The organism is Rhizobium sp. BT-226 (assembly GCF_025847085.2).
In the GTDB taxonomy this organism is placed as follows: domain Bacteria; phylum Pseudomonadota; class Alphaproteobacteria; order Rhizobiales; family Rhizobiaceae; genus Rhizobium; species Rhizobium sophorae.
The window spans coordinates 330,570-353,368 of sequence record NZ_JAOYTI010000006.1; the positions used below are offsets into that span (position 1 = coordinate 330,570).

At 63.0% G+C, this 22,799-nt stretch carries 20 protein-coding genes and 1 riboswitch; of the genes, 10 read left to right on the forward strand and 10 right to left on the reverse strand.

Features of this window, described 5'->3' with window-relative positions; all coding sequences use genetic code 11:
- Nucleotides 1-14 precede the first annotated feature (14 nt).
- Nucleotides 15-1,193 carry an acetate/propionate family kinase gene (locus tag OIU37_RS30790; RefSeq protein WP_264259697.1) on the reverse strand — a complete coding sequence of 393 codons (1,179 nt, stop codon included), beginning with the start codon at nucleotides 1,191-1,193 and terminating at the stop codon, nucleotides 15-17.
- Between the two features lie 294 nt (nucleotides 1,194-1,487).
- Between OIU37_RS30790 and OIU37_RS30795 the strand changes: the two genes are divergently transcribed.
- Entirely contained in the window at nucleotides 1,488-3,089 is a 1,602-nt protein-coding gene (locus OIU37_RS30795) for an inorganic phosphate transporter (protein WP_264259698.1), read from the forward strand.
- Between the two features lie 9 nt (nucleotides 3,090-3,098).
- Here the strand turns inward: OIU37_RS30795 and OIU37_RS30800 are convergent, their stop codons facing one another.
- Both OIU37_RS30800 and OIU37_RS30805 read right to left on the reverse strand, forming a co-directional pair.
- A complete protein-coding gene (locus OIU37_RS30800) occupies nucleotides 3,099-4,670 on the reverse strand; it encodes a bifunctional diguanylate cyclase/phosphodiesterase (RefSeq protein WP_264259699.1) in 1,572 nt (523 codons plus the stop codon).
- Between the two features lie 451 nt (nucleotides 4,671-5,121).
- The gene (locus tag OIU37_RS30805; protein ID WP_264259700.1) at nucleotides 5,122-5,676 is read right to left on the reverse strand and encodes a histidine phosphatase family protein; all 555 of its coding nucleotides are present in this window, start codon (nucleotides 5,674-5,676) and stop codon (nucleotides 5,122-5,124) included.
- An 83-nt stretch (nucleotides 5,677-5,759) separates the two neighbouring features.
- Nucleotides 5,760-5,880, forward strand: a riboswitch (cobalamin riboswitch).
- Between the two features lie 28 nt (nucleotides 5,881-5,908).
- Here OIU37_RS30805 and OIU37_RS30810 point away from each other — a divergent pair.
- The 3 genes from OIU37_RS30810 to OIU37_RS30820 are packed head-to-tail and all read left to right on the forward strand — an operon-like array spanning nucleotide 5,909 to nucleotide 7,576.
- Nucleotides 5,909-6,118, forward strand: a complete 210-nt coding sequence (locus OIU37_RS30810; RefSeq protein WP_003542661.1) for a CbtB domain-containing protein — start codon at nucleotides 5,909-5,911, stop codon at nucleotides 6,116-6,118.
- A gap of 28 nt (nucleotides 6,119-6,146) precedes the next feature.
- Nucleotides 6,147-6,893, forward strand: a complete 747-nt coding sequence (locus OIU37_RS30815; protein WP_171605650.1) for a CbtA family protein — start codon at nucleotides 6,147-6,149, stop codon at nucleotides 6,891-6,893.
- Nucleotides 6,894-6,943: 50 nt separating this feature from the next.
- Nucleotides 6,944-7,576, forward strand: coding sequence for a hypothetical protein (locus OIU37_RS30820; RefSeq protein WP_240604407.1), 633 nt, complete (start codon nucleotides 6,944-6,946; stop codon nucleotides 7,574-7,576).
- Here OIU37_RS30820 and OIU37_RS30825 read toward each other — a convergent pair.
- Complete coding sequence (locus OIU37_RS30825; protein ID WP_264259701.1) at nucleotides 7,561-8,223, reverse strand: sulfite oxidase-like oxidoreductase; 663 nt, start codon at nucleotides 8,221-8,223, stop codon at nucleotides 7,561-7,563. The genes OIU37_RS30820 and OIU37_RS30825 overlap by 16 nt on opposite strands.
- 184 nt (nucleotides 8,224-8,407) lie before the next feature.
- Between OIU37_RS30825 and OIU37_RS30830 the strand changes: the two genes are divergently transcribed.
- The 6 genes from OIU37_RS30830 to OIU37_RS30855 all read left to right on the forward strand — a co-directional run bounded on the left by OIU37_RS30830 (nucleotide 8,408) and on the right by OIU37_RS30855 (nucleotide 16,222).
- A complete protein-coding gene (locus OIU37_RS30830; RefSeq protein ID WP_240604405.1) occupies nucleotides 8,408-10,210 on the forward strand; it encodes a sensor histidine kinase in 1,803 nt (600 codons plus the stop codon).
- Nucleotides 10,207-11,541: a sigma-54 dependent transcriptional regulator gene (locus OIU37_RS30835; RefSeq protein WP_168308444.1), complete on the forward strand. Its 1,335-nt coding sequence runs from the start codon at nucleotides 10,207-10,209 to the stop codon at nucleotides 11,539-11,541. Before OIU37_RS30830 ends, OIU37_RS30835 begins: the two co-directional genes overlap by 4 nt.
- 228 nt (nucleotides 11,542-11,769) lie before the next feature.
- The gene (locus OIU37_RS30840) at nucleotides 11,770-12,753 is read left to right on the forward strand and encodes a tripartite tricarboxylate transporter substrate-binding protein (protein WP_168308443.1); all 984 of its coding nucleotides are present in this window, start codon (nucleotides 11,770-11,772) and stop codon (nucleotides 12,751-12,753) included.
- Nucleotides 12,754-12,968: 215 nt separating this feature from the next.
- Nucleotides 12,969-13,430, forward strand: coding sequence for a tripartite tricarboxylate transporter TctB family protein (locus OIU37_RS30845; protein WP_171605645.1), 462 nt, complete (start codon nucleotides 12,969-12,971; stop codon nucleotides 13,428-13,430).
- A 9-nt stretch (nucleotides 13,431-13,439) separates the two neighbouring features.
- The gene (locus OIU37_RS30850; protein ID WP_240604404.1) at nucleotides 13,440-14,945 is read left to right on the forward strand and encodes a tripartite tricarboxylate transporter permease; all 1,506 of its coding nucleotides are present in this window, start codon (nucleotides 13,440-13,442) and stop codon (nucleotides 14,943-14,945) included.
- Nucleotides 14,946-15,052: 107 nt separating this feature from the next.
- Nucleotides 15,053-16,222 (forward strand): M20 aminoacylase family protein, encoded by a 1,170-nt coding sequence (locus tag OIU37_RS30855; RefSeq protein ID WP_240604403.1) that lies wholly within the window; start codon nucleotides 15,053-15,055, stop codon nucleotides 16,220-16,222.
- Between the two features lie 31 nt (nucleotides 16,223-16,253).
- Here the strand turns inward: OIU37_RS30855 and OIU37_RS30860 are convergent, their stop codons facing one another.
- From OIU37_RS30860 to OIU37_RS30885, 6 genes are all read right to left on the reverse strand, one after another.
- On the reverse strand, nucleotides 16,254-17,099 hold the full coding sequence (locus OIU37_RS30860; protein WP_276314862.1) for a metal ABC transporter permease: 846 nt from the start codon (nucleotides 17,097-17,099) through the stop codon (nucleotides 16,254-16,256).
- The gene (sitC, locus tag OIU37_RS30865) at nucleotides 17,096-17,956 is read right to left on the reverse strand and encodes an iron/manganese ABC transporter permease subunit SitC (protein WP_168323077.1); all 861 of its coding nucleotides are present in this window, start codon (nucleotides 17,954-17,956) and stop codon (nucleotides 17,096-17,098) included. Before sitC ends, OIU37_RS30860 begins: the two co-directional genes overlap by 4 nt.
- Nucleotides 17,953-18,858, reverse strand: coding sequence for a manganese/iron ABC transporter ATP-binding protein (locus OIU37_RS30870; RefSeq protein ID WP_240604402.1), 906 nt, complete (start codon nucleotides 18,856-18,858; stop codon nucleotides 17,953-17,955). The genes sitC and OIU37_RS30870 overlap by 4 nt, the downstream gene beginning before the upstream one ends.
- Nucleotides 18,855-19,787, reverse strand: coding sequence for a metal ABC transporter substrate-binding protein (locus tag OIU37_RS30875; RefSeq protein WP_240604401.1), 933 nt, complete (start codon nucleotides 19,785-19,787; stop codon nucleotides 18,855-18,857). Before OIU37_RS30875 ends, OIU37_RS30870 begins: the two co-directional genes overlap by 4 nt.
- Nucleotides 19,788-20,094: 307 nt before the next feature.
- Nucleotides 20,095-21,882 (reverse strand): adenine deaminase, encoded by a 1,788-nt coding sequence (locus tag OIU37_RS30880; RefSeq protein ID WP_240604400.1) that lies wholly within the window; start codon nucleotides 21,880-21,882, stop codon nucleotides 20,095-20,097.
- Nucleotides 21,879-22,799, reverse strand: a complete 921-nt coding sequence (locus OIU37_RS30885) for a nucleoside hydrolase (RefSeq protein WP_240604399.1) — start codon at nucleotides 22,797-22,799, stop codon at nucleotides 21,879-21,881. The genes OIU37_RS30880 and OIU37_RS30885 overlap by 4 nt, the downstream gene beginning before the upstream one ends.

The following is a 22,799-nucleotide window of genomic DNA, read 5'->3' on the forward strand; positions in this document are numbered from 1 at the left end:
GCTGTTGATCTGGATCAGCCACCGCGAAGAACGGACAGTGCCTCCTCGGCGATGATCTGCTCCTCATCGGTGGCGATGACATGGGCGGCGATGCGGCTTTCCCTGGTGCTGATGGTGAAATCATTGGCGGCATTGGTCTTTTCGTCGATCGCAAGACCAAGCCAGGACAGCCGCTTGGCCACGCCTGCGCGGATCTCCGGCCGATGCTCGCCGATGCCGGCGGTGAAGACGATGGCGTCAAGGCCGTTCAGCGTTGCCGCCATGCGGCCGATTTCGCCGGCAATGCGCAGCGTGAAGAGGTCGATTGCCTGGCGCGCCTCCGGCCGTCCGTCCTTCACCAGGTCGCGCGTATCGGCGCTGATGCCGGAGACGCCGAGCAGGCCTGAGCGGTGATAGAGCAGGTCCTCTATCTCCTCGAAGGATTGTTTCCTCTGACCGGCCAGGTGCAGGATGACGCCGGGATCGAGCGAGCCCGGGCGCGTCGCCATCGGGATGCCGTCGAGCGTCGAAAAGCCCATGCTGCAATCGCGGCTGACGCCGTCATCCAGCGCACAGAGGCTGGCGCCGCTGCCGAGATGGGCGACAACCACCTTTGCCGCACGTGGCGCCTTGCGGCGAAGCTCTCCGGCGATGAATTTATAGGAAAGGCCGTGGAAGCCATAGCGCTTGATGCCCTCGTCATGCAGCGCGCGGGGAATGGCGAAGCGGCGAACGAGATCGTCCTGCGTGGCGTGAAAAGCCGTGTCGAAGGAGGCCGTCTGGGCAAGATCCGGTTTCAGATGCCGGAGGGCGCGGATGAAACGCAGCGCCTGCGGCTGGTGCAGGGGCGCAAGCGGGGTCAGCGCATCGACGGCATCGATTGCGGCGGTGTCGAGGGCGATCGGCCTGGTGAAGCGGTCGCCGCCATGGACGACACGGTGGCCGGCAGCACGCGTGGCTGTCATGTCGAAGTGATCGGCGAGACGCGCAAAAGTCTCATCGATGACGCCGTGCAGGTCTTCCGTCACCTCGGCTTTCAACTGGATCTCGACTATCTGCTGCCCTTTTGTCAGGCCGAGCGAGAGCGGTTCGGCGTGGAAATCGATGACGCCCTTGCCGATGTACCGCGTCTCGGCGCCATCTATCGCGAAGATGCCGATCTTGATCGTGGAGGAGCCGGCGTTGAAGGTCAGCAGGAGGTCGGTCGATGACATGTCCTCTCAGACTCCGTGTGGAGGTGACGATGGCCGAACTTAGTGCCGGGGCCCTGGACGGAAAGGTATCTCATCGCCATTCCCGCATTTTTGTCGCTGCCCGGCCTATCCTCTTGTGCCGGCGGGATCGTGCCGCGGCATCCTGCATGAATGTGCCGGGATGGAGGCATGTGACAGTGAATATTGGCCGATGTCAGTACCTTACGGGTGGGCCGGGTAAGGCGTCATGAGAGGTTCACGCTGCAGAATTATTAACAAAAGGCAAATTTGCAAAACGGAACAAGGAACTATGACATGGCCGATATTGCCCCCAGCCAGGTTCATAGCGACGAGTCCCACCCGCTCCACAGTTCGAATTCGGCCAGCAAGTGGTTCTTGCCGCTGTTCGCGCTCGTTCTGGTTTGCGGCCTTGGATATGTCGCCTATGCACTCGCCCGCGACCTGACAACCGCAGTTGCCGTTCCCTGGATTCTCCTAGGCCTTGCGCTGCTCATCGCGCTCGGCTTCGAGTTCGTCAACGGTTTTCATGATACGGCCAATGCCGTCGCCACCGTGATCTACACCCGTTCCATGCCGGCGGAATTCGCCGTCATCTGGTCCGGCTTCTTCAACTTCCTTGGCGTGCTGACCTCGAGCGGCGCCGTCGCCTTCGGTATTCTGGCGCTGCTGCCGGTGGAACTGATCCTGCAGGTCGGTTCCGGCTCCGGCCTTGCCATGGTCTTCGCGCTGCTGATTGCCGCGATCGTCTGGAACCTCGGCACCTGGTATCTCGGCCTGCCGTCGTCGAGTTCGCACACGCTGGTCGGCTCGATCATCGGCGTCGGCCTCGCCAATCAGTTCCTGGCACCGGCGGGCACTGCGACCAGCGGCGTCGACTGGTCGCAGGCGACCAATATCGGCCTGTCGCTTTTGATCTCTCCGCTGATCGGCTTCGGCCTGTCCGCTGTTCTTCTGCTGGTCATGAAGCTTCTGGTGCGCAACAAGGCGCTCTATGCAGAGCCGAAGGGCAACCAGCCGCCGCCTCTCTGGATCCGCGCCATCCTGATCTTCACCTGCACCGGCGTCAGCTTCGCCCACGGCTCCAACGACGGCCAGAAGGGCATGGGTCTCATCATGCTCATCCTGATCGGCCTGGTGCCGACGGCTTTCGCGCTGAACCGCACGCCCGATGTCAACTATCTCGAAGCCTACAAGTCGGCATCGGCCCAGGTGGAAACCGCGCTCGGCAAATATGTGAAGCCTGGCGTGACGGTTGCGGACTACAAGGCCGAGGTCAGCAACGCCGTCAAGAACAAGACCTGGACGGATGCGACGACGCCGGCCCTGCAGCAATATATCCACCAGACCAGTGCTGAAGTCGCCGGCTTCCCGACGCTCGAAGCAGTGCCGACCAATCTCGTCGGCAACGTCCGCAACGACATCTACCTGATCGGCGAGGCGCTGAAGTTGATCGACAAGCAGAAGCTGCTGCCGATGGATGCCGGCGACCTCAGCGCGGTGACGAACTACCACAAGGCGGTCGACAACGCGACGAAGTTCATCCCGCTCTGGGTGAAAGTGGCGGTCGCGATCGCGCTCGGCCTCGGCACGATGGTGGGCTGGAAGCGCATCGTCGTCACCGTCGGCGAAAAGATCGGCAAGACGCATCTGACCTATGGTCAGGGCGCGGCAGCCGAAGTCGTGGCGATGGTCACCATCGCCTCGGCCGACCATCTCGGCCTGCCGGTCTCGACCACGCACGTGCTGTCATCCGGCGTTGCCGGCACCATGGCGGCGAACGGTTCCGGCCTGCAATGGTCGACCGTGCGCAACATGCTGATGGCCTGGGTGCTGACGCTGCCGGCCTCGATCGCGATCGCCTTCGTGCTCTTCGTGATCATGCGTCAGGTTTTTTAAGGCGTCCCGTCAGGCCGTGGAGGCCAGGCTGGCATTGCGATCGCTGATGAAGATGTCCGCCTCGGCGGCGGGCATGGCCTTGCCGAAGAGATAGCCCTGGCCGATGTCGCAGCCAAGCTGCAGCAGGAAGGCAAGCTGGCCGTGCTCCTCGATACCTTCGGCCGTCGTCTTGATGTTGAGGCTCCTGCCGAGGCCGAGCATGGCGCGGACGATCTTCTCCTGACGCTCGTCGTCGCGATAGGTGGCGATGAAGCTTTTGTCGATCTTGATCTTGTCGAAACGGTAGCGGGCGAGCTGTGCGAGGCTCGAATAGCCCGTGCCGAAATCGTCGAGGGCGATCTGGATGCCGGCGGCATGCAGCTCATCGAGAATAAGCGCGGCAATGGTGGGATCCTGGATCAGCGCGTTTTCGGTGATCTCCACTTCCAGGCGCTGCGGCGGCAGCCGGCTTGCCGAAAGGACCTTGAGAATGCGCGACGTCAATAATCTGTCTTCCATCTGCACCGGCGAGACGTTGAAGGACAACATCACATGCTCCGGCCAGGTGAGGGCGTCGCTACAGGCCTGGGTGAGAAGGTCCTCGAACAATGCGGTGATCATGCCGGTTTCCTCGGCGATATCGATGAAGACCGGCGGCGGAATATTGACGCCGTCGTCACCGATCCAACGCGCTAAGGCCTCGAAGCCGCAGAGCTGGCCGGTCTTCAGGTCGATCAGCGGCTGATAGAAGGGCTTGATCGCCTTGTTGGAGATTGCGACGCGCAGCCTGGTTTCCAGCGCGGCACGCTCCGTTACCTTGTCCTGCATCGAAGCTTCGAAGACGAAATAGTGGTTGGGCCCGCGTGATTTCGCCTCGTACATGGCGAGGTCGGCACGGTGGGCGGCATCTTCCAGCGGCTCGGCCCCCTCGGCCCAGCGGTCATAGCCGACGCTGGCGCCGACTTCGACGGCAAAGCCATCGATATGGATCGGCCGGGTGACGGCCTGGATCAGCAGCTTGGCAAAACGCTCCTCGCGCTGCGCGGTCAGGGCGAAGGCGACGATGATGAATTCGTCGCCGCCGAAGCGATAGACGCAATCGGCATTGCCGAGCGCGCAGATGCGTCTGGCAACCTCGATCAGCAGGACATCGCCGCCCTTGTGGCCGACGAGATCGTTGACCTTCTTGAAGCCGTCGAGGTCGACGGAGAAGATGGTGACGTTGCGGTCCCACTCCTCGATCTCGGCCTCATCGTCCTTGATCGGCCGTGAGAGGATCTTGCGCTCGAAGGCGTAGCGGTTCGGTAGCTTGGTCAGATGGTCGTGGGTTGCGGTCCAATCGGCCTTGGCCTGGGCGGCGGCGCGCAGGTCCATTTCCTTGCGCAGGTCGGCGATGCGCAGCACTGAATAGACGAAGCTCATGGCGCCGGCGATGCCGAGCGCCAAAACGAGCTTGTCGGCGCCGTATTCGCCGAAGCCGGTCATGAAGGAGACCAGGCTGTCGTCGAGCTGTAACAGCGTGCCGAGGAGCCAGAGGGTTACCCCAAATCCGACAATCGACACGCATTGCCGTCCGGCCCTGCTTTGGAAAAACACCGGCATTATGCCTTCTCCATCTCCACCCTTCGCCGAATTATCACGAAAGTCTGAAATGTTTGTTGAAACCAGAAGGCGAATTATCGGAGGCGGCAGCCTGTTGCTGTGCCGCAGAGAGACCCGACAGGGCTTGTGGGGAACCAGGGCGTCGTTGGCAGCGCGATTCTTGGTTGGGAGACCGGCTGATGCGGGAAAAAACGAAGGCGAGCGTGCTATTGCATCGCTCGCCCTTTCTCGTGCTTCAGGCGGTGACGATCAGCAGCGGGACGCTGACGATGAGACCGACCAGAACCGTGACTGTGGCGACACGCATCAAACGTAGGCGCCGTGTGCGCTCGCCACTCCAATCATATGTCATTCTTCCATCTCCTTGGGACAAGGAAGTAGTCCCCGCAAAGCCGGGTTCAACAGAGATGACGCGATTTGCTTGTGCAAAGCTGGATAAGATCAGCAGTCTCTAATGCTGGAAGCGCAGAGACCAGCGCTGTCCGTTGCTGGTCATGCTGATGACGGAAAGCGGCTCGACGTCGCTCAGCCAGAAGGAGGAGAGCGGCGCCTGCAGCACATGGACGATCGCTGCCCGGATGACGGCCGCATGGCTGATTGCAATGATGTGGCCGCCGAGGACGGTCTGGCCATCCATCCAGCCGGCGATGCGCTTGCGCAGATCAAGAAGGCTCTCGCCGCCATGCGGAGCCGCTTCCGGATCGCTCATCCAGCCCATGAGGTTCTCCGGCTCTTCGGTTCCGATCGCCGCGATCGACCTGCCGGCCCAGCGGCCATGGTCGCAGTCGCAAAGCGCCTGATCTATTTGGGCTTCGAGGCGGAGCGCGTCAGCAGTCTGGCGGGCGCGCAAGGCGGGGCTCGTGGCAATACGGTCGGCGCGGGGCGGGGCGATCATCCTGCCGGCTTCCTCCACTGCCTTGTCCTCCAGCGGTTCGTCGAGCGGGAACAGGGCCTTGCGGCTTGCTGCCGTCGCGCCATGGCAGATCCAGGTGAGGCGCGTGTTCACGGTCGTTCTTGTCTCCCGGAATGCAGCGACAGCGTCCTTCGCCGGCTTGTGAAGTTTCGTTGACAGTCTCTTCGGCGTGCAGATATAACCGTGCTGTTGCGGGTTTGGAAGCCGGTGTAAGTCCGGCGCGGTCGCGCCACTGTGACCAGCGTGTCGAAACTCTTCGCGCTGGAAGTCAGACCCACCTGCATAAGCACTCTTTCGACTGAACGCGTCATTCCCGGAGGAATACATGTCTGACACCACTTTCGCGCCCGTTGCTGTACCGGCGCCGATCCCAGTAGGAGAGATCCTGCCCTGGGCGATCTTCGGCGGCCTGCTGATGCTGATCGTCCTCTATTTCGTCGGTACCGAGGAAGGCGCGATGGCGCTGTTCAACGGCATGTATGTGCACGAATTCGTGCATGACGGCCGCCATCTCCTCGGCTTTCCCTGCCACTAAAGCGCGCTTCGCGATCGGAGTTCCTGACATGGTTGGAAACCTTCTGCTTCGCGGCATGCTCGCGGGCCTGATTGCCGGCATCCTCGTTTTTGCTTTCGCCCATACCTTCGGCGAGCCGCTGGTCGATGCGGCGATCGCCTTCGAGGAGGCGAGCGCCCAGGCGGCCGGCGAAGCTGCCGAACCTGAAATTGTCAGCCGCGCCACGCAGGCCGGTCTCGGCCTTTTCACCGGCGTCATGGCCTACAGCGTCGCCGTCGGCGGGCTCTTCGCGCTCGCTTTCGCCTTCGTGCACGGTCGCTTCAGCCGCCTTTCGGCGCGCGGCACCTCGGCCGCCATCGCCATTGCCGCCTTCGTGGCGGTCGTGCTTGTTCCCAGCATCAAATATCCCGCCACTCCGCCGGCGGTCGGCAATCCCGACACGATCGGCGTCAGGACCGAACTATTCTTCCTGATGATCGTCGTTTCGCTTGCCGCACTCATCGCCGCGGTGGCGCTGTCACGTCGTCTCTCCGAGCGCTTCGGTCCCTGGAACGGCGCGATCATCGCCGGCATCGCCTATCTCGTCTTCATCGGTCTCGTGCTCTCTCTGCTGCCGCCGATCAACGAGGTGCCGGAGAACTTTTCGGCGATGGTGCTCTGGGGCTTCCGCACGACCTCGCTCGGCATGCATGCGATCCTCTGGGCAACGCTCGGCCTCGTCTTCGGGGCGCTGGCGGAAAAGCGGCTTGCCGTTAAGGGCGGGCAACGCGGCCGACCGGCAACGGCATTTCACTGAACGCATCGAAGGGCACCGCTTTGCCGGCGCCCTAAACTTTTCGGGCGATTATGAAAAACGACAGAGCCAGACCATTGCTGCTGGCGGCGTTTTCTGCCGCCGCGTTTTTTTGTGTGGTCGCCGGAAGCGCTTTTGCCCATAGCCGCGGCGGCGGCGGCAGCTATGCCGGGCTGAATATCCCGCAAATCTCCCATGGCGAGATGGCTGTCATGTCTGACTATCGCGGTCGGATCATCGATCTTGCATCCCGCGCCGTCGAGACAAACGAGCCGTTCCGTCGTGTGTTGAACTATGCTGAAATCCAGTACGCCTACTGTCTGTGGGGCCGGGTGCCGGGCAGCGTGACGGACGAGGAGAGCCCGTTCAACGAATGCGCCCATGCCTATCTCGCCGCGACCAAGGCGGTCTTGCTTTCGATGCGCGAGATGCCGCGGGAGGCCGCTGCGGCGGGTGAAATCATTTCCGCGGTCGACGCCGACATGGCGCGGCGCGGGCTTGCGCTGATCAGTTGCCGGTTCAGCGGCGCAGCCTTCAACACGGCCGATATCGTCGAGCCGCGCTGGAGCGGAGTCCCGTTTCATGCCGCCAGCATGGCATCGCTGACGGGGCTCGCCTCTTTGTTCGGCCTTAGCGTGTTTGCGCTTCGCCGTTTCACGCGGCCGAAAGCTCAATCGTCGGAATAGCGTTGCTCGCGCCACGGATCGCCATAGATGTGGTAGCCGTTCTTTTCCCAGAAGCCCGCCTGGTCAGCAGGCATCAGCTCTATGCGGCGCAGCCATTTGGCGCTTTTCCAGAAATAGAGATGCGGTACGACGAGACGCATCGGGCCGCCGTGCTCCGCCGTCAGCGGCAGGCCTTCCCAGGCGGTGGCGAGGATTGCATCCTCGGCGGCGAAATCGGAGAGCGGCAGGTTCGTGGTATAGCCGTCGTAGCTCGTCAGCATGACGTAAGCTGCTTCCGGCTTCGGCATGGCGAGGTCAAGCAGATCGCGCGTCGAAACGCCCTTCCATTTGTTGTCGTAGCGCGACCAGGTGGTGACGCAGTGGATATCGCTCACCCCCGTGCTCTGTTCGATCGCCTGGAAGTCGGCCCAGGTGAGGGTGCGCGTCGTTTCGACGAGGCCGCGCACCTCGAGCCGCCAGGTCTCGGTCGAGATGACAGGCTGCTGGCCGAGGTCGAGTACAGGCCAGTTCTTGACAAGGTGCTGGCCGGGCGGCAGGCGCTCGGCTTCGGGACGGCTGATACGGCCGGTCAGGAACTTGCCCTCTGCCGCCCAGCGACGCTTGGATGTGGTGAGTTTGCTGTCGGCGGGCGTCTGGTCGTCGCTCATGGGCGGGGCCTCCTTGCGGTGTAGCAATAGGACACTGCCCCTGCCGGGTGTCAAGTTTCGGCGGCCCCTTGGAAATCCCTATCCACCCCTCTAAACTCGGTGCGTTGGGTATGCCTCGCTGGGGAGTGGAGGCAGAAAAGGGGAGGAGCCGGTTCTGTCTTCGAAATATCGTGCGATAGCTGCGTTGCTGGTGGTGCCGCTGATCATCTTCGCCTTCTTCACGTATGGGAGCGCGATTGCGACGCGCGCCTATATGGAGGAAGCCTCGGCGCAGGCAGGAACGGCGCTACGCCTTGCCGTTTCGGCACTCAGCGGCCATCTCAACCGCTACGAGGCGCTGCCGGCGCTGATCGCCGATCATGACGACATCAAGGAACTGGTGAGCGCGCCTGAAGATGCGGCGCTGCGCGATGCGGCCAATCTCTATCTCAAGGAGATCAACGGGCTGCTGAAATCCTCCGATATCTATGTGGTCAAGCCAGACGGAGAGACGATCGCGGCCAGCAATTACGATGGGCCAGCAAGCTTCGTCGGACAGAATTTCAGCTACAGGCCCTATTTCCAGGATGCGATCGAAGGCCGGCAGGCACGATTTTACGCGCTCGGCACCACCTCGCTGAAGCGCGGCTATTATTTTGCCGCACCGATCCGGACGGGCACGGATATTCGCGGCGTCATCGTCTTCAAGGTCGATATCGACATGATCGAATCCTCCTGGGGCGGCGGCGAATACAAGATTTTCGTCTCCGATCCGGAGGGTATCATCTTTATGTCCGGTAGCCCGGAATGGCTCTATGGCGCGATCCTGCCGCTGACGGCCGATCGCGTCGCCCGCACCGAGGCGTCGCGGCGTTATGCCAATGCCAGGCTGGCGGCGCTGCCGGTGACGCGTCACCACTTCGAGCAGCATGAGCTGATGACGCTGGCCGGCGAGCGCGGTTCGAGCGAATATCTGGTGCTTTCGCATTACATGCCGGCCGAGGACTGGACGGTGAACGTGCTGATGGAGACGAGTTCCATCCGTGCCCAGGCACGCACGGCGCTTGCGGCAGTCTTTCTCTTTCTCTGCATCGCCGGGCTCGCGGTTGCGGTTCTGCGTCAGAGGCGGGCGCGGCTTGCCGAGCGCATGCAGATGCAAGCCGAAGCCCGCAACGAGCTGGAGCGGCGCGTCGAGGAGCGCACGGCCGATCTTGCCCGCGTCAACAGCCGCATCGAAGAAGAAATCGCCGAACGGCGGCTGACCGAGCAACAGCTTAGACAAACACAGGCCGATCTGATCCAGGCGGGCAAGCTTGCCGGGCTGGGGCAGATGTCGGCTGCCCTTTCGCACGAGTTCAACCAGCCGCTCGCCGCCGCCAAGACCTATACGGACAGCGCCTCCGTTCTCATCGAGCGTGGGCGGACGGAGGAGGCGCGGGACAATATCCGGCGTATCGGTGGGCTCATCGACCGCATGGCCGCGATCAGCCGGCACCTGCGCAACTTCGCCCGCAAGCCGAACGAGAAGCTCGGTCCCGTTTCCCTCGACGAGGCGATGCGCGATACGCTCGAGATCATAGCCTGGCGGCTGAAGGCGGCGGATGCCGAATTCCTGCTCGATCTGGGACCGCGTCCGCCGGTCGTGCGCGCCGGTTCGGTGCGTCTGCAGCAGGTGCTGGTGAACGTGATCTCGAATGCGGCCGATGCGGTGGAAGGGCTGGACGACAGGCGTATCGAGGTTTCGGCCTTCGAGGAGGCCGGCAAAGTGGTGCTGACGGTGCGGGACCATGGGCCGGGTGTGCCGGCGGCGATCGCCCAGCGTATCTTCGATCCCTTCTTCACGACGAAGGGCGTCGGCAAGGGGCTCGGTCTCGGGCTTTCGATCTCCTACAACATCATCAAGGATTTCGGCGGCAGCCTTACTGCTGCCAATCATCCCGAAGGGGGCGCGGTGTTCCGCATCGAGCTGCAATCGGCGGCAGGGCTGATGCCGGAGGCAGCGGAATGAACGATGCGAAGATCCTGCTGGTCGACGACGAGGAGGAATTGCGCCGCTCGACGGCGCAGGCATTGGAGCTCTCCGGCTTCAGCGTCGAGACCTTTTCGAACGGCGACCACGTGCTGGAGTTGATCGGCTACAGTTTTCCCGGTGTCGTCGTCAGCGATATCCGCATGCCCGGCATGGACGGCATGACGCTGATGCAGAAGATCCGCGAGCTCGACCCCGAGGTGCCGGTCATTCTCGTCACCGGCCACGGCGACGTGCAGCTTGCGGTGAAGGCGATGCGCGAAGGCGCCTATGATTTCATCGAGAAGCCGTTCACGCCGGAGATGCTTGCCGGCGTCATCCGCCGGGCGATGGAGCGGCGCGGCCTCGTGCTCGAAAACCGGCTGCTGAAAGCGGTGGCCGGCAAGCGCGACGATATCGAGGCGCGGTTGCCGGGGCGCACGCAGGTGATGGTGGATTTGCGCTACCGCATCCGGGCGATCGGGGCGAGCGATGCCGATACGCTTATCGTCGGCGAGACCGGGGCCGGCAAGGAGGTGGTGGCGCGGGCGCTCCACGACATCAGCGCCCGGGCGAGCCGGCCGTTCATCGCGATCAATTGTGCCGCACTGCCGGCGAACTTGATCGAGAGCGAGCTCTTCGGCCATGAGGTGGGGGCCTTTCCGGGCGCGGTGAGGCCGCGTTATGGAAAATTCGAACACGGGCGCGGCGGCACGATCCTGCTCGACGAGATCGGCTCCATGCCCTTCGACCTGCAGGCGAAGTTCCTGCGGGTGCTGCAGGAGCGGGTGATCTCCAGGCTCGGATCGAACGAGGTGGTGGCACTCGACGTGCGCTTCATCGCGACAAGCAAGGTTGATCTGGAGGCGGAGGTGGCGGCGGGGCGCTTCCGCGCCGACCTCTTCTATCGGCTGAACGTCGCGACGCTGCACGTGCCGTCTTTGTCGCAGCGGCGGGCGGATGTTCCGCTGCTTTTCCTGCAACTGGTGCGGGAAGCGGCGGCCCGCTACGGCCGCGACGAGATGGCCGTGCCGCCAGACGTGATTTCCGACATTGCTCAGCGCGACTGGCCCGGCAATGTGCGTGAGCTGAGGAACGCTGCCGACCGTCTGGTCCTCGGTCTCGACAATGGCGGTCGGCAAGCCGAGGAGGCGACCGGGCTTGCGGAGCGTGTCGCCGAATTCGAACGCGGGGTCATTGCCAGCGCGCTGGTGGCGCATGGCGGCAGCCTCAGGCCGGTCTATGAGTCGCTCGGCATTTCCCGGAAGACCCTCTACGAAAAGATGCAGAAATACGGTCTCGACAAGCGGATGCTGACGACCGAAAGCTAGCCCCGGAGCTGGCGGCGGCGCACTCTCGCGGTGCGATGGGTGGATTTCCACCCATCGCCGGAGCCGTTTGTTTCCAAATCGACCCATGCTGCATCGCACTGTCGTAAAATCGTCTTTCGAAAGCGGCTGCAATGATTGCGGGTCGATTTTTCCAGGCGGCAAATAGGTGATCCGAACCGGCGCGGAGGATGTGTCGGCGGGCTCGCTTATTTCATCAGGGAGGAAACGATGAAAATTCTGAAGGCCATGCTCGGCCTGACCGCGGCTGCCGCGGTCTCTCTTCTCGCCGGCGCCGCTTCGGCGCAGACCTATCCCGAGCGCACCATTACGATGGTCGTGCCCTTTGCGGCCGGCGGCCCGACCGATACCGTCGCGCGCCTCGTCGCCGAATCCATGTCGAAGGATCTCGGCCAGCAGATCGTCGTCGAAAATGTCGGCGGAGCGGGCGGCACGCTTGGCGCCGGCCGCGTGGCGAATGCCGATCCCGACGGTTACACCATCCTGCTGCACCATATCGGCATGGCGACCAGCGCGACGCTCTACCGCAAGCTCGCCTACGACACGCTCGGCGCCTTCGACTATGTCGGCCTCGTCACCGACGTGCCGATGACGATCGTTGCCCGTAAGGACATGGAGCCGGCCGACCTCAAGGGGCTGATCGATTATATCAAGGCTAACAAGGACAAGGTGACGGTTGCCAATGCCGGCATCGGTGCGGCCTCGCATCTCTGCGGCATGATGTTCATGAGCGCCATCCAGACGCCGCTCACGACCGTTCCCTATAAGGGGACCGGCCCTGCCATGACCGATCTGCTCGGCGGTCAGGTCGACGTCATGTGCGACCAGACGACCAACACGACGAAGCAGATCCAGGGCGGCACGATCAAGGCCTATGCCGTGACCTCGCCCAAGCGCCTCGACGTGATGAAGGACATTCCGACGGCCGTCGAAGCCGGTCTGCCGGGCTTCGAGGTCGGTATCTGGCACGGCATCTATACGCCGAAGGGCACGCCGGCCGAGATCAACGAACGTCTGTCGAAGTCGCTGCAGGTGGCGCTGAAGGATCCGAATGTCGGCGCCCGCTTTGCCGAACTCGGCACGGCGCCATCCTCCGACGCCGATGCGACGCCGGCTGCGTTGAAGGCCAAGCTCGAAAGCGAGATTGCCCGCTGGAAAACGGTGATCGAGGCCGCTGGCGAATATGCCGACTGAGGATTATCCTCGTCAGGACATGCCGGATAAGCCCCTCACCCTAACCCTCTCCCCGTGAACGGGGAGAGGGGACTTGCGTCACTCAAAGGCGGCAAGGGGCGAAGGGCTTGCAGCAGCATTTTTCCTTCTCCCCGCATGCGGTGAGAAGGTGCCGGCAGGCGAATGAGGGCAATCGCAGCAGCAGTGCGTCACGAACCATCTCCCCAGGAGACACCATGAAATCCATCAGTTTCGATACCACCAATGCGATCTGCGGCGCGCTTTTCGTCGCGACCGGTGCTTTCTTCGCCATCCAGTCGCTGGGGCTCGACCTCGGCACGTCAGTGCGCATGGGGCCCGGTTATTTTCCGTTGGTGCTTGCCGCCGTGCTCGTGCTTCTCGGCGCGATCATCTTCATTCAGGCGCTGCGGGTCGAGGGCGAGCCGATCGACCCGTTTGCCTGGCGCGGCATGTTCTTCATCCTGCCGGCGCCGGTGTTCTTCGGGTTGACGGTGCGCGGGCTCGGATTTGCGCCAGCGCTGTTTTTCACCGCCTTCATCGCCTGCTTCGCATCGCGAAAGATGAACGTGTTCTTCGCGATCGTGCTGTCGTTGCTGCTGACGATCTTTTCGGTTGGGGTCTTCAGCTACGGGCTCGGCCTGCCGTTCGAGCGCTTCGGCCCCTGGGTCCGGTTCTAGGAGACGATGATGGATCTTTTCAGCAATCTCGCGCTCGGCTTTGCAACAGCCGGCACTCCGGAAAACCTGCTCTTCTGCCTGATCGGCGTGCTGCTCGGCACGCTGATCGGCGTGCTGCCCGGCATCGGCGCCACGGCGACGATCGCCATGCTCTTGCCGATCACCTTCCAGCTTGAACCGGTTTCCTCGCTGATCATGCTCGCCGGCATCTATTACGGCGCGCAGTACGGCGGCTCGACGACGGCGATCCTGATCAACATGCCGGGCGAATCCTCCTCGGCCGTGACCGCGATCGACGGCTACCAGATGGCCCGCAAGGGCCGAGCCGGCGCAGCGCTTGCGATCGCGGCACTGGGTTCGTTCTTTGCCGGCACGGTCTCGACCTTCCTCGTCGCGATCTTCGCACCGCCGCTGACCGCAATCGCCCTGCAATTCGGCTCGGCGGAATATTTCTCGCTAATGATCGTCGGCCTCGTCTCCTCGATCGCGCTCGCGCATGGCTCGGTCGTCAAGGCGCTGGCGATGGTGGCGCTCGGGCTGCTGCTCGGTCTCGTCGGCACCGACATCTACACCGGCACGCCACGCTTTACGCTCGGCATCCGTGAATATGCTGACGGGCTGAACTTCGTGGCGCTTGCCGTCGGCGTGTTCGGGGTGGCGGAAATCCTGCGCAACCTCGAGGGCGAGTCGACACGCACGGTGCTGATGGCCAAAGTCACCGGCCTTTTGCCGTCCCGCCAGGAATTCAAGGAGATGATTGCGCCGGTCATTCGCGGTACGGCGATCGGCTCGGCGCTCGGCATCCTGCCGGGTGGTGGCGCCATTCTCGCCGCTTTTGCCTCCTACACGGTGGAAAAGCGGATGTCGAAAACGCCAGAGGAATTCGGCAAGGGTGCGATCGCCGGCGTTGCGGGACCGGAATCGGCGAACAATGCCGGCGCGCAGACCTCGTTCATTCCGCTGCTGACGCTCGGCATTCCGGCCAATCCCGTCATGGCGCTGATGGTCGGGGCGATGATCATCCAGGGCATCGTACCCGGTCCGAACGTCGCCACCGAGCAGCCGGCGCTGTTCTGGGGTATCATCGCCTCGATGTGGATCGGCAACCTGATGCTGGTCATCCTCAACCTGCCGCTGATCGGGCTCTGGGTAAAGCTCCTGACCGTGCCTTACTACGTGCTCTTCCCCATCATCATGGCCTTCTGCTCGATCGGGGTCTACAGCGTCAACGCCAACGTCTACGATCTCTACGCCGTCGCCTTCTTCGGGCTCATCGGCTATGTGCTGGCGAAGCTTCGCTGTGAGCCGGCGCCGCTTCTGCTCGGCTTCGTGCTCGGGCCATTGCTCGAGGAGAACCTCCGGCGCGCCATGATCCTGTCGCGTGGCGATCCCACCACCTTCGTCACACGGCCGATCAGCGCCATTCTTCTGGCCATCGCGCTCGCCGTGCTGGTCGTCGTCTTCCTGCCGAGTGTCAAGAAGAAGCGCGAGGAGGTGTTCGTCGAGGAGGCCTGAGGGGTTGAACTTGTGGGCCGTTTGATGAACAAGGATAATCTGACGCGGGCGCCGGTTGGGCGCCCGTTTCGCATGACAGGATATCCAGGCCCCAGGAGCATTGCCCGATGAGCATTCCCGCCCGGATCAAAGACGATCTGCCGTTTCTTACTGCCTTGCGCCGCGACCTGCACGCCCATCCCGAACTCGGTTTCGAGGAGGAGCGTACCGCCGGCATCGTCGCGAGGCTTCTCGAAGAGGCTGGCATCACGGTGCTTCGTGGCCTCGGTGGCACCGGCGTGGTCGGCACGCTGCAGGTCGGCAAAGGCGGGCGCAGGATCGGGCTGCGGGCCGATATGGACGCGCTCGCCATGCCTGAGATGGCGGAGCGGCCTTATAAATCGACGGTGCCTGGCAAGATGCATGCCTGCGGCCATGACGGCCATACGGCGATGCTGCTTGGCGCCGCGCGGCATCTAGCGGCGACGCAGGGTTTTTCCGGCACGGTGCATTTCATCTTCCAGCCGGCCGAGGAAGGGCGAGGCGGAGCAAGGCGCATGGTCGAGGAGGGGCTGTTCAGGCTTTTCCCCTGCGACGCCGTTTATGGGCTGCATAACATGCCTGGACTTGCGGTCGATGAGATCGCCGTGGTCGAGGGGCCGCAGCTTGCCTCCTCCGACAGCTGGCGCATGACCTTTCGTGGGACCGGCACGCACGGCGCCAAGCCGCATCTCGGCCGCGATCCGATCACGGCGGCCGGGACCTTCCTGGCATCGCTGCAGACGATCGTCGGGCGGGTGGTCGATCCGCTGCAACCGGCCGTCGTCAGCGCCTGTTTCCTGCAGGCGGGCGACTCGAAGGCGCTGAACGTCATTCCTGATATCGTCGAGATCGGCGGGACGGCGCGGGCCTATTCGCCTGATGTGCGCGACCAGCTGGAGACCGAGATCGGGCGGTTGGCGCATGGCACTGCGGCCATGTACGGCATCGCCGTGGACTATGCATTCGAGCGGCGGATTCCGCCTGTCATCAATGACGCGGATGCGACCGCGCGGGCGCTCGCAGCGGCCAACTCGGTCTTCGGCGGAAAGGTGCGGACAAGCTTTCCACCGTCGACGGCAGGCGACGATTTCGCCTTCTTCGCCCAGAACGCGCCGGGCTGCTATGTCTGGCTCGGCAACGGTCCGGCAATGGATGGGGCGCTGCATCACAACACGGCCTATGATTTCAACGAAGAAGCGCTGGGATATGGGGCGGCCTATTGGGTGGCGTTGGTCGAGCGAGAATTGAAGATTTGATTATCTGGTGCAGCGACTTCGTCAATGTCCATCAGTCGATCGGCGATTCCTCAACCCGGGCCGTCCCGCGCGTGGCACGGATGAAGGCGAGCACGAAGCCGATCGCCAGCACAAGCACGATGGTCGGCGCCGGCGCGCTGTCGATGAAGAAGGACAGATAGACGCCGACAAAAGAGCCGATCACGGCAATGGTGACGGAGAGGAGCAGCATCGTGCTGAACTTGCGGGTGAGCAGGAAGGCGATGGCTCCCGGCGCAATCAGCATGGCGATCGAAAGGATGATGCCCACCGCCTGCAAGGCACCGACGATCGTCAGCGAGATGAGGGCGAGAAGGCCGTAATGCAGCAGGTTGATCCTGAGGCCCACCGCCCTCGCCTGGGCGGGGTCGAAGGCGTGCAGCAGGAAGTCCTTCCACTTCACACCAAGAATGACAGCCGTGATCGCGGCGATGACGGCCGACTGCCCGATGTCGCTCCAGGAAACACCGAGCATGTCGCCGAACAGGATGTGGTCGAGATGCACGTCGGACTGGATCTTGACATAAAGAACCAGGCCGAGCCCGAACATGCCGGAGAAAACGATGCCCATCACCGTATCCTGTTTGATACGGCTGTTATCTTTCAGGAAACCGGTGGCGATAGCGCAAAACATGCCGGCCACGAAGGCGCCGACCGCGAAGGGTATGCCGACGATATAGGCGATTACCACGCCGGGGAAGACGGCGTGGCTGATGGCGTCTCCCATCAGGGACCAGCCTTTCAGAACCAGGAAGCAGGACAACAGCGCCATCGGGATTGCGACCAGCACCGAGATCACCAGCGCATTGACCATGAAGCCGAACTGGAAAGGCGAAAGAAGCGTCTCGACCATGTTCATGGTGTTGCCTCCAGCGCCTGCGCGGCGCGTCTGCGCGCCGCCAGCATGCCGTGCTTGGGTGCGAAGAAAAACGCGATCAGGAAGATTGCCGTCTGCAGCACGACGATGATGCCGCCTGTCGCGCCATCGAGGAAGTAACTCGCATAAGCGCCGACGAAACTGGTCATCGATCCGATGATGACGGCGATCACAAGCAGCCGCGGGAAGCGGTCGGTCAGCAGATAGGCGGTCGCGCCGGGCGTCACCACCATGCAGATGACGAGGAATGCACCGACTGTCTGCAGCGCCGCGACGGTGGAGGCAGACAGCAGCGTGAAGAAAATCACCTTGAGAGCGGTTGGATTGAGACCGATCGATCGGGCATGGCTCTCGTCGAAGAAAGTGACCATCAGGTCCTTCCATTTGACGAGCAGGACAGCGAGCGACACGAAGCCGATGATGGCGAGTTGCAGCGTATCCTCGGGCGTGATGGCGAGAATGTTGCCAAGCACGATCGTCTGGATGTTGACCGCCATAGGCTGGAGCGAAACCATGAACAGGCCCAGCCCGAAGAAGGAGGAGAAGATCAGGCCGATGATGGCATCTTCCTTCAGCTTGGTGCGCTGGTTGAGGAAAAGCATCGCTGCGGCAGCGAGCCCTCCGGAAAAGAAGGCTCCGATCGAAAAGGGAAGTCCGAGCATATAGGCGCCGGCGACGCCGGGAACGATGGCGTGCGAGAGCGCGTCGCCGATCAGCGACCAGCCTTTCAGCATCAGATAACAGGAGAGGAAAGCGCAGACGCCGCCGACAAGGGCGGACACCCACATGGCATTGAGCATGTATTCATAGGTGAAGGGCTGCAGGAGGTCGGCTATCATTCCCGGCCCCCATTGCCACTATCGGGGCCTCGGGCAGTCGCTTTGCCACCCTGCAGAATCAAGGGGCGCTCATCATCGGTTATAACGCCGATCGACGTTGGCCTGCCGTTCTGCGCTCCGCTCAACACGAAATGACGCAGCACGCCGCCAAAGGTCTTTTCCAGATTTTCCTGCGTAAAAGTCTCGACGGTCGGGCCGTAGGCGAGCACCGTGCCCTTGATCAGGATGGTCCGGTCGCAGAATTCCGGCACGGAGCCGAGATTGTGGGTGGAGACCAGCATGACGCGGCCTTCATCCCGCAGTTCGCGCAGGAGCTTGATGATCTGGTCCTCGGTCTTTACATCGACGCCGGTAAAGGGTTCATCGAGCAGAATGACCCGGCCGTCCTGCGCCAGTGCTCGCGCCAAAAAGACCCGCTTCCTCTGACCGCCGGAGAGTTCGCCGATCTGGCGCTTGCGGAACTCGCTCATGGCGACGCGGGCGAGCGCGGCCGCCACTGCCTCGTGGTCCGCGGCCTTCGGGATGCGCATCATGCCCATGTGGCCGTAGCGGCCCATCATTACGACATCCTCGACCAGCACCGGGAAGTTCCAGTCGACTTCTTCCGATTGCGGCACATAAGCGACGAGGTTCTTGCGCAGCGCCTCTTCGACCGGCATGCCAAGCACGCGAATGTGGCCCCTGGCGAGCCGCACGAAGCCCATGATCGACTTGAAGAGCGTCGACTTGCCGGAACCGTTGACACCGACCAGCGCGGCGATCGTGCCCGTCGGAATCTGGAAACTCGCGTCCCTCAGGGCCGTATGTCCATTGCGGTAAGTGACGGTCGCATCCTTTACCGTGATCCCCGATCCCGCATCCGAGGATGCGGGACGGACAAGATTGCCAAGCAGCACGGTCATTGCGACAACCCATCGGCAAGACCCTTGGCCACAGTATCGGAGGTCACGCGCAAAAGATCGATATAGGTTGGCACCGGGCCGTCGGCTTCGCTCAGCGAGTCGACATAGAGGACGCCGCCATAATGCGCGCCGGTTTCGCGCGCCGCCTGCCGGGCCGGTTTATCGGAAACGGTGCTTTCGCTGAAGACGGTTGGAATCTGGTGTTCCTTCACCGCATCGATCACCTTGCGGACCTGCTGGGGCGTGCCCTGCTGGTCGGCGTTGATTGGCCAGAGATAGAGTTCCTTCAGTCCGAAATCGCGGGCGAGATAGGAAAAGGCGCCCTCGCTTGAAACCAGCCAGCGCTTGTCCTCGGGAATTTTTTCGAGGGTGGCGCGGATCGGAGTGATCGTCGCTTCGATCTTCTGCTTGTAGGCCTCGGCGTTAGCCTTGTAGGTCTCCGCATTCGCCGGATCATACTTTGCGAAAGCATCTCGGATATTGTCGACGTAAATCAGGGCGTTCTTCGGCGACATCCAGGCGTGGGGATTGGGCTTGCCTTCGTAGGGGCCTTCCGAGATGCCCATCGGTTCGATGCCATCGGAGACGACGGCGCCGGGGACGTCGTGCAGGTTCTGGAAGAACTTTTCGAACCAGCGCTCCAGATTGAGCCCATTCCAGAGAATGAGCTGTGCGCCTTGTGCTCGCTGGATGTCACCCGGCGTCGGCGCATAGTTGTGGATCTCCGCGCCCGGCTTGGTGATCGATTCCACGATCGCAGCATCACCGGCCACGTTTTTTGCCATGTCGGCAATCACCGTGAAGGTCGTCACCACCTTGAACTTCGAATTGCTTGTCTGTTGGGCGACGGCGGGAAAAGCAGCCAGCACGGCCGCGAATGCCACCCCAATAACTCCGGCCAAAACCGACCGTCTTTCCCTATAGAGCATATATTTCTCCTCTTGCTGCTATTGCGACCGAATTGCAAAAGCCGCGGAGAGCCGAACAAGTTGCGATTCAGAATGATTTGCAAAAAATGCTTGACGACCCTTGCTTTGAATATTGTGCAATTAAGAATGAATTGCAACAATGATCCGAACCGGAGGCCGAAAAATGATGACAGCAGGGCCCGATGGGCTGGCTGCGGTCAACCTCAAACAACGCATGCCGGGATTTGCCGTAACGGCGCCTGCTTCGGCCGGTTAGGCATTGAGGAGCACACGGCACGCCTTCTGGCGGAGCTGCGCTTTCCTCGATCTACCAAACAGCCAGTACCGGGCTTTCCAGCACCTTGCCCGTCACCACATCGGCAATCCCCCGATCGGTCTGATGCGGGCCGAGATTGCAGGCGAGTGTTGCGCCGAAGCAGGCCTTGAAGACCCGATAGGGTGGCTTCCACGTGACGATCTTTTCCATCGCCTTGCGGATGCCGGCGAAGGCCAGGGCCGTGTCCTTCAGCGATGCATCCGTCACCAGACCGGAGAGCGGCAGCGGCAGTATCGCCTCGACCCTACCGTCTTTGGCGACCGCCATGCCGCCGCCGGCTGATATGACGGCGTTGGCGGCGAGCGCCATGTCGCCTGGATTGCCGCCGAAGACGGTGAGGTTGTGGCTGTCATGCGAAACGGTGGTACAGAAGGCGCCGCGCCATTCACCCCAGCCGGTGAGGAAGCCGATGCGCGGGATGCCGTCGGTCTTGCCGTGGCGATGGACGACGGCGATCATGGCGCTGCCGGCCGGCGGTACGATGAAACCATCCCTGACCTCGGTTTCGGCCTCGCCCCATTGCGTGAAGCGCGGGCGGTCGATGGTGGCGACGCGGACGCGCTCGCCCTTCGCCGGGATGCGAAAATCATTCTCGGTCAGCGGCAGCAGCTTCACCGAATTGACAAGCGGCGCCGTATCGATCTGCTGGACGGCAACCTGCATGCTGCCGTTGCGGGCAACGATGCGGCCGGCTGATATGACGAGCCGCGCCCGGAATTCCGCGAGGTCTTCGAAGAGCACGATGTCGGCGCGGCGGCCGGCGGCGACGAGGCCGAGATCGGAGCGCTTCAGACGTTGTGCGGCGTTGAAGGTCGCGGCACGGATGGCCCATTCCGGCTTCATGCCGTAGCGCACCAGGCGCCTGATGACGTCGTCGAGGCCGCCACCTTCCTGGAGTTCGTCCGGAAAGACGTCGTCGGTGCAGAGCGTGACGGTCGGGGGCAGGTGGCCGAGACCGTTCAGTACCTCGACGAACTCCTGCAGCAGATGGTCGTGAGAGCCGCGCAGCTCGATCGTCAAGCCGGCGGAAAGCTTGGCGAGGAGATCGGCGCCGGAGGTAAGTTCGTGGTCGGAGGTGATGCCCGATGCCATGAAGGCGTTGAGATCGGCGCCTTCGAGGCCGCGGGCATGGCCGCAGACGAGCTTGCCGGCGGCAAGGCCGGCATTGACGATGGCCGTCATGCGCGGATCGCCGTCGATGACGCCGCGCATGTTCATCACTTCGGCGACGCCGCCGACGGCGGAGGAGTGCAGCATCTCGGCGACGACCGCAGCATCGAAATCGGCGCCGGCAAGTTCCAGGCCTGGTGCGGAGGGCACGCAGGAGGGCGCGAGAAGGATCATACGCAGCGGCAGGCCGCGCGCCGCCTCGATCGCCCAGCGCACGCCGTCGAGGCCATGGACGTTGCCGAATTCATGCGGATCCCAGACGATCGTTGTCACGCCGCGTGGCAAGACGGCGCTCGCATATTCGGCCGGTGTCACCATCGAACTTTCGACGTGCATGTGCGTGTCGATCAGGCCGGGCGTCAGGATACTGCCCGCCGCATCGATAATCTCGACTGCATCCGCACGGCTTGCCGGGGCATGGACGCTTGATATCAGTGCGCCGACAAGGCCGATATCGGCTTGCCGGATCAGGCCCGTCACCGTATCGATCAGCCGGCCGCCGGTGATCAGCATGTCGAAGGGGGCGTCGCCGCGCGCAGCAGTGACGGCGCGGGCCCGCAAGGCAGGATCGTTGAGATCGGCGGGTTCTTGGCGAGCGGTGACGTTCATTTGCGGGCCTCGTTGACCAGGGCAGCGAGAATGATGACTCGCGCCATGTCGGCATCGATGTCGGCGGCGAATTGAGCATTGAAACTCGCATGCGTGGCGCGGGTCTCGACGACGGTGCGACCACGGGTCAAGGCGCCATGCAGCTCGACGTCGATACGGGCAGGGCGGAAGCTGACGATATCGGGAGCGACGAAGGCGACGGCGGCGGAAGGATCGTAGATCGCCATGGCCGGGCGGCCGCGGCTGGTACCGATGCGGATATAACCCGAAAACATATCGGCGATCAGCTCGGCGTTGGCGCCGCCGGCATTGCGCACCGGCTCGGCGTCTTCGGGCCTGGCCAGCACCTTGCGGCAGAGGTCGAGATCGACCATGCGCAGCGGCAGGCCATGGGCGATGACGATCGCAAGCGCCTCGGGATCGGCGAGCGCGTTGAACTCGGCAGAGGCCGTATGGTTGCCGCTGGTGACGCCGCCGCCCATCCAGACGAGCTCGGTGATGCGGGCAGCAAGATCCGGCCGGGCGAGCGCCACGGCGGCGATGTTGGTGAGCGGTCCAAGCGCCAGGATGCGGTGCTGGCCTTTGCGCTCCAGCCAGCGGCAGAGTGCTGTGAAGGCATCGCTTTCGGCAAGGGCAGCCGCCTGCGGCAGGCTTCTGCCGATGGTCGGGATGCCGGTTTCGCCGAGGATCGCCTGAGCGGTTTCGAGCTTGCCGAGCACGGGCATGGGGCGGCCGGTGTGGATGGGGAACGTCCAGCCGAAGGCGCGGGCGGCGCCGGCGGCGTTTATCCTCACCTGCGGCAGCGGCGTATTGCCGAAGATCAGCGATACACCGTCGATCTCGAGTTCCGACTGTCCCACCACCAGAATGGCGGCGATGTCGTCGAAACCCATGTCCGTGTCGATCCAGACGCCCAT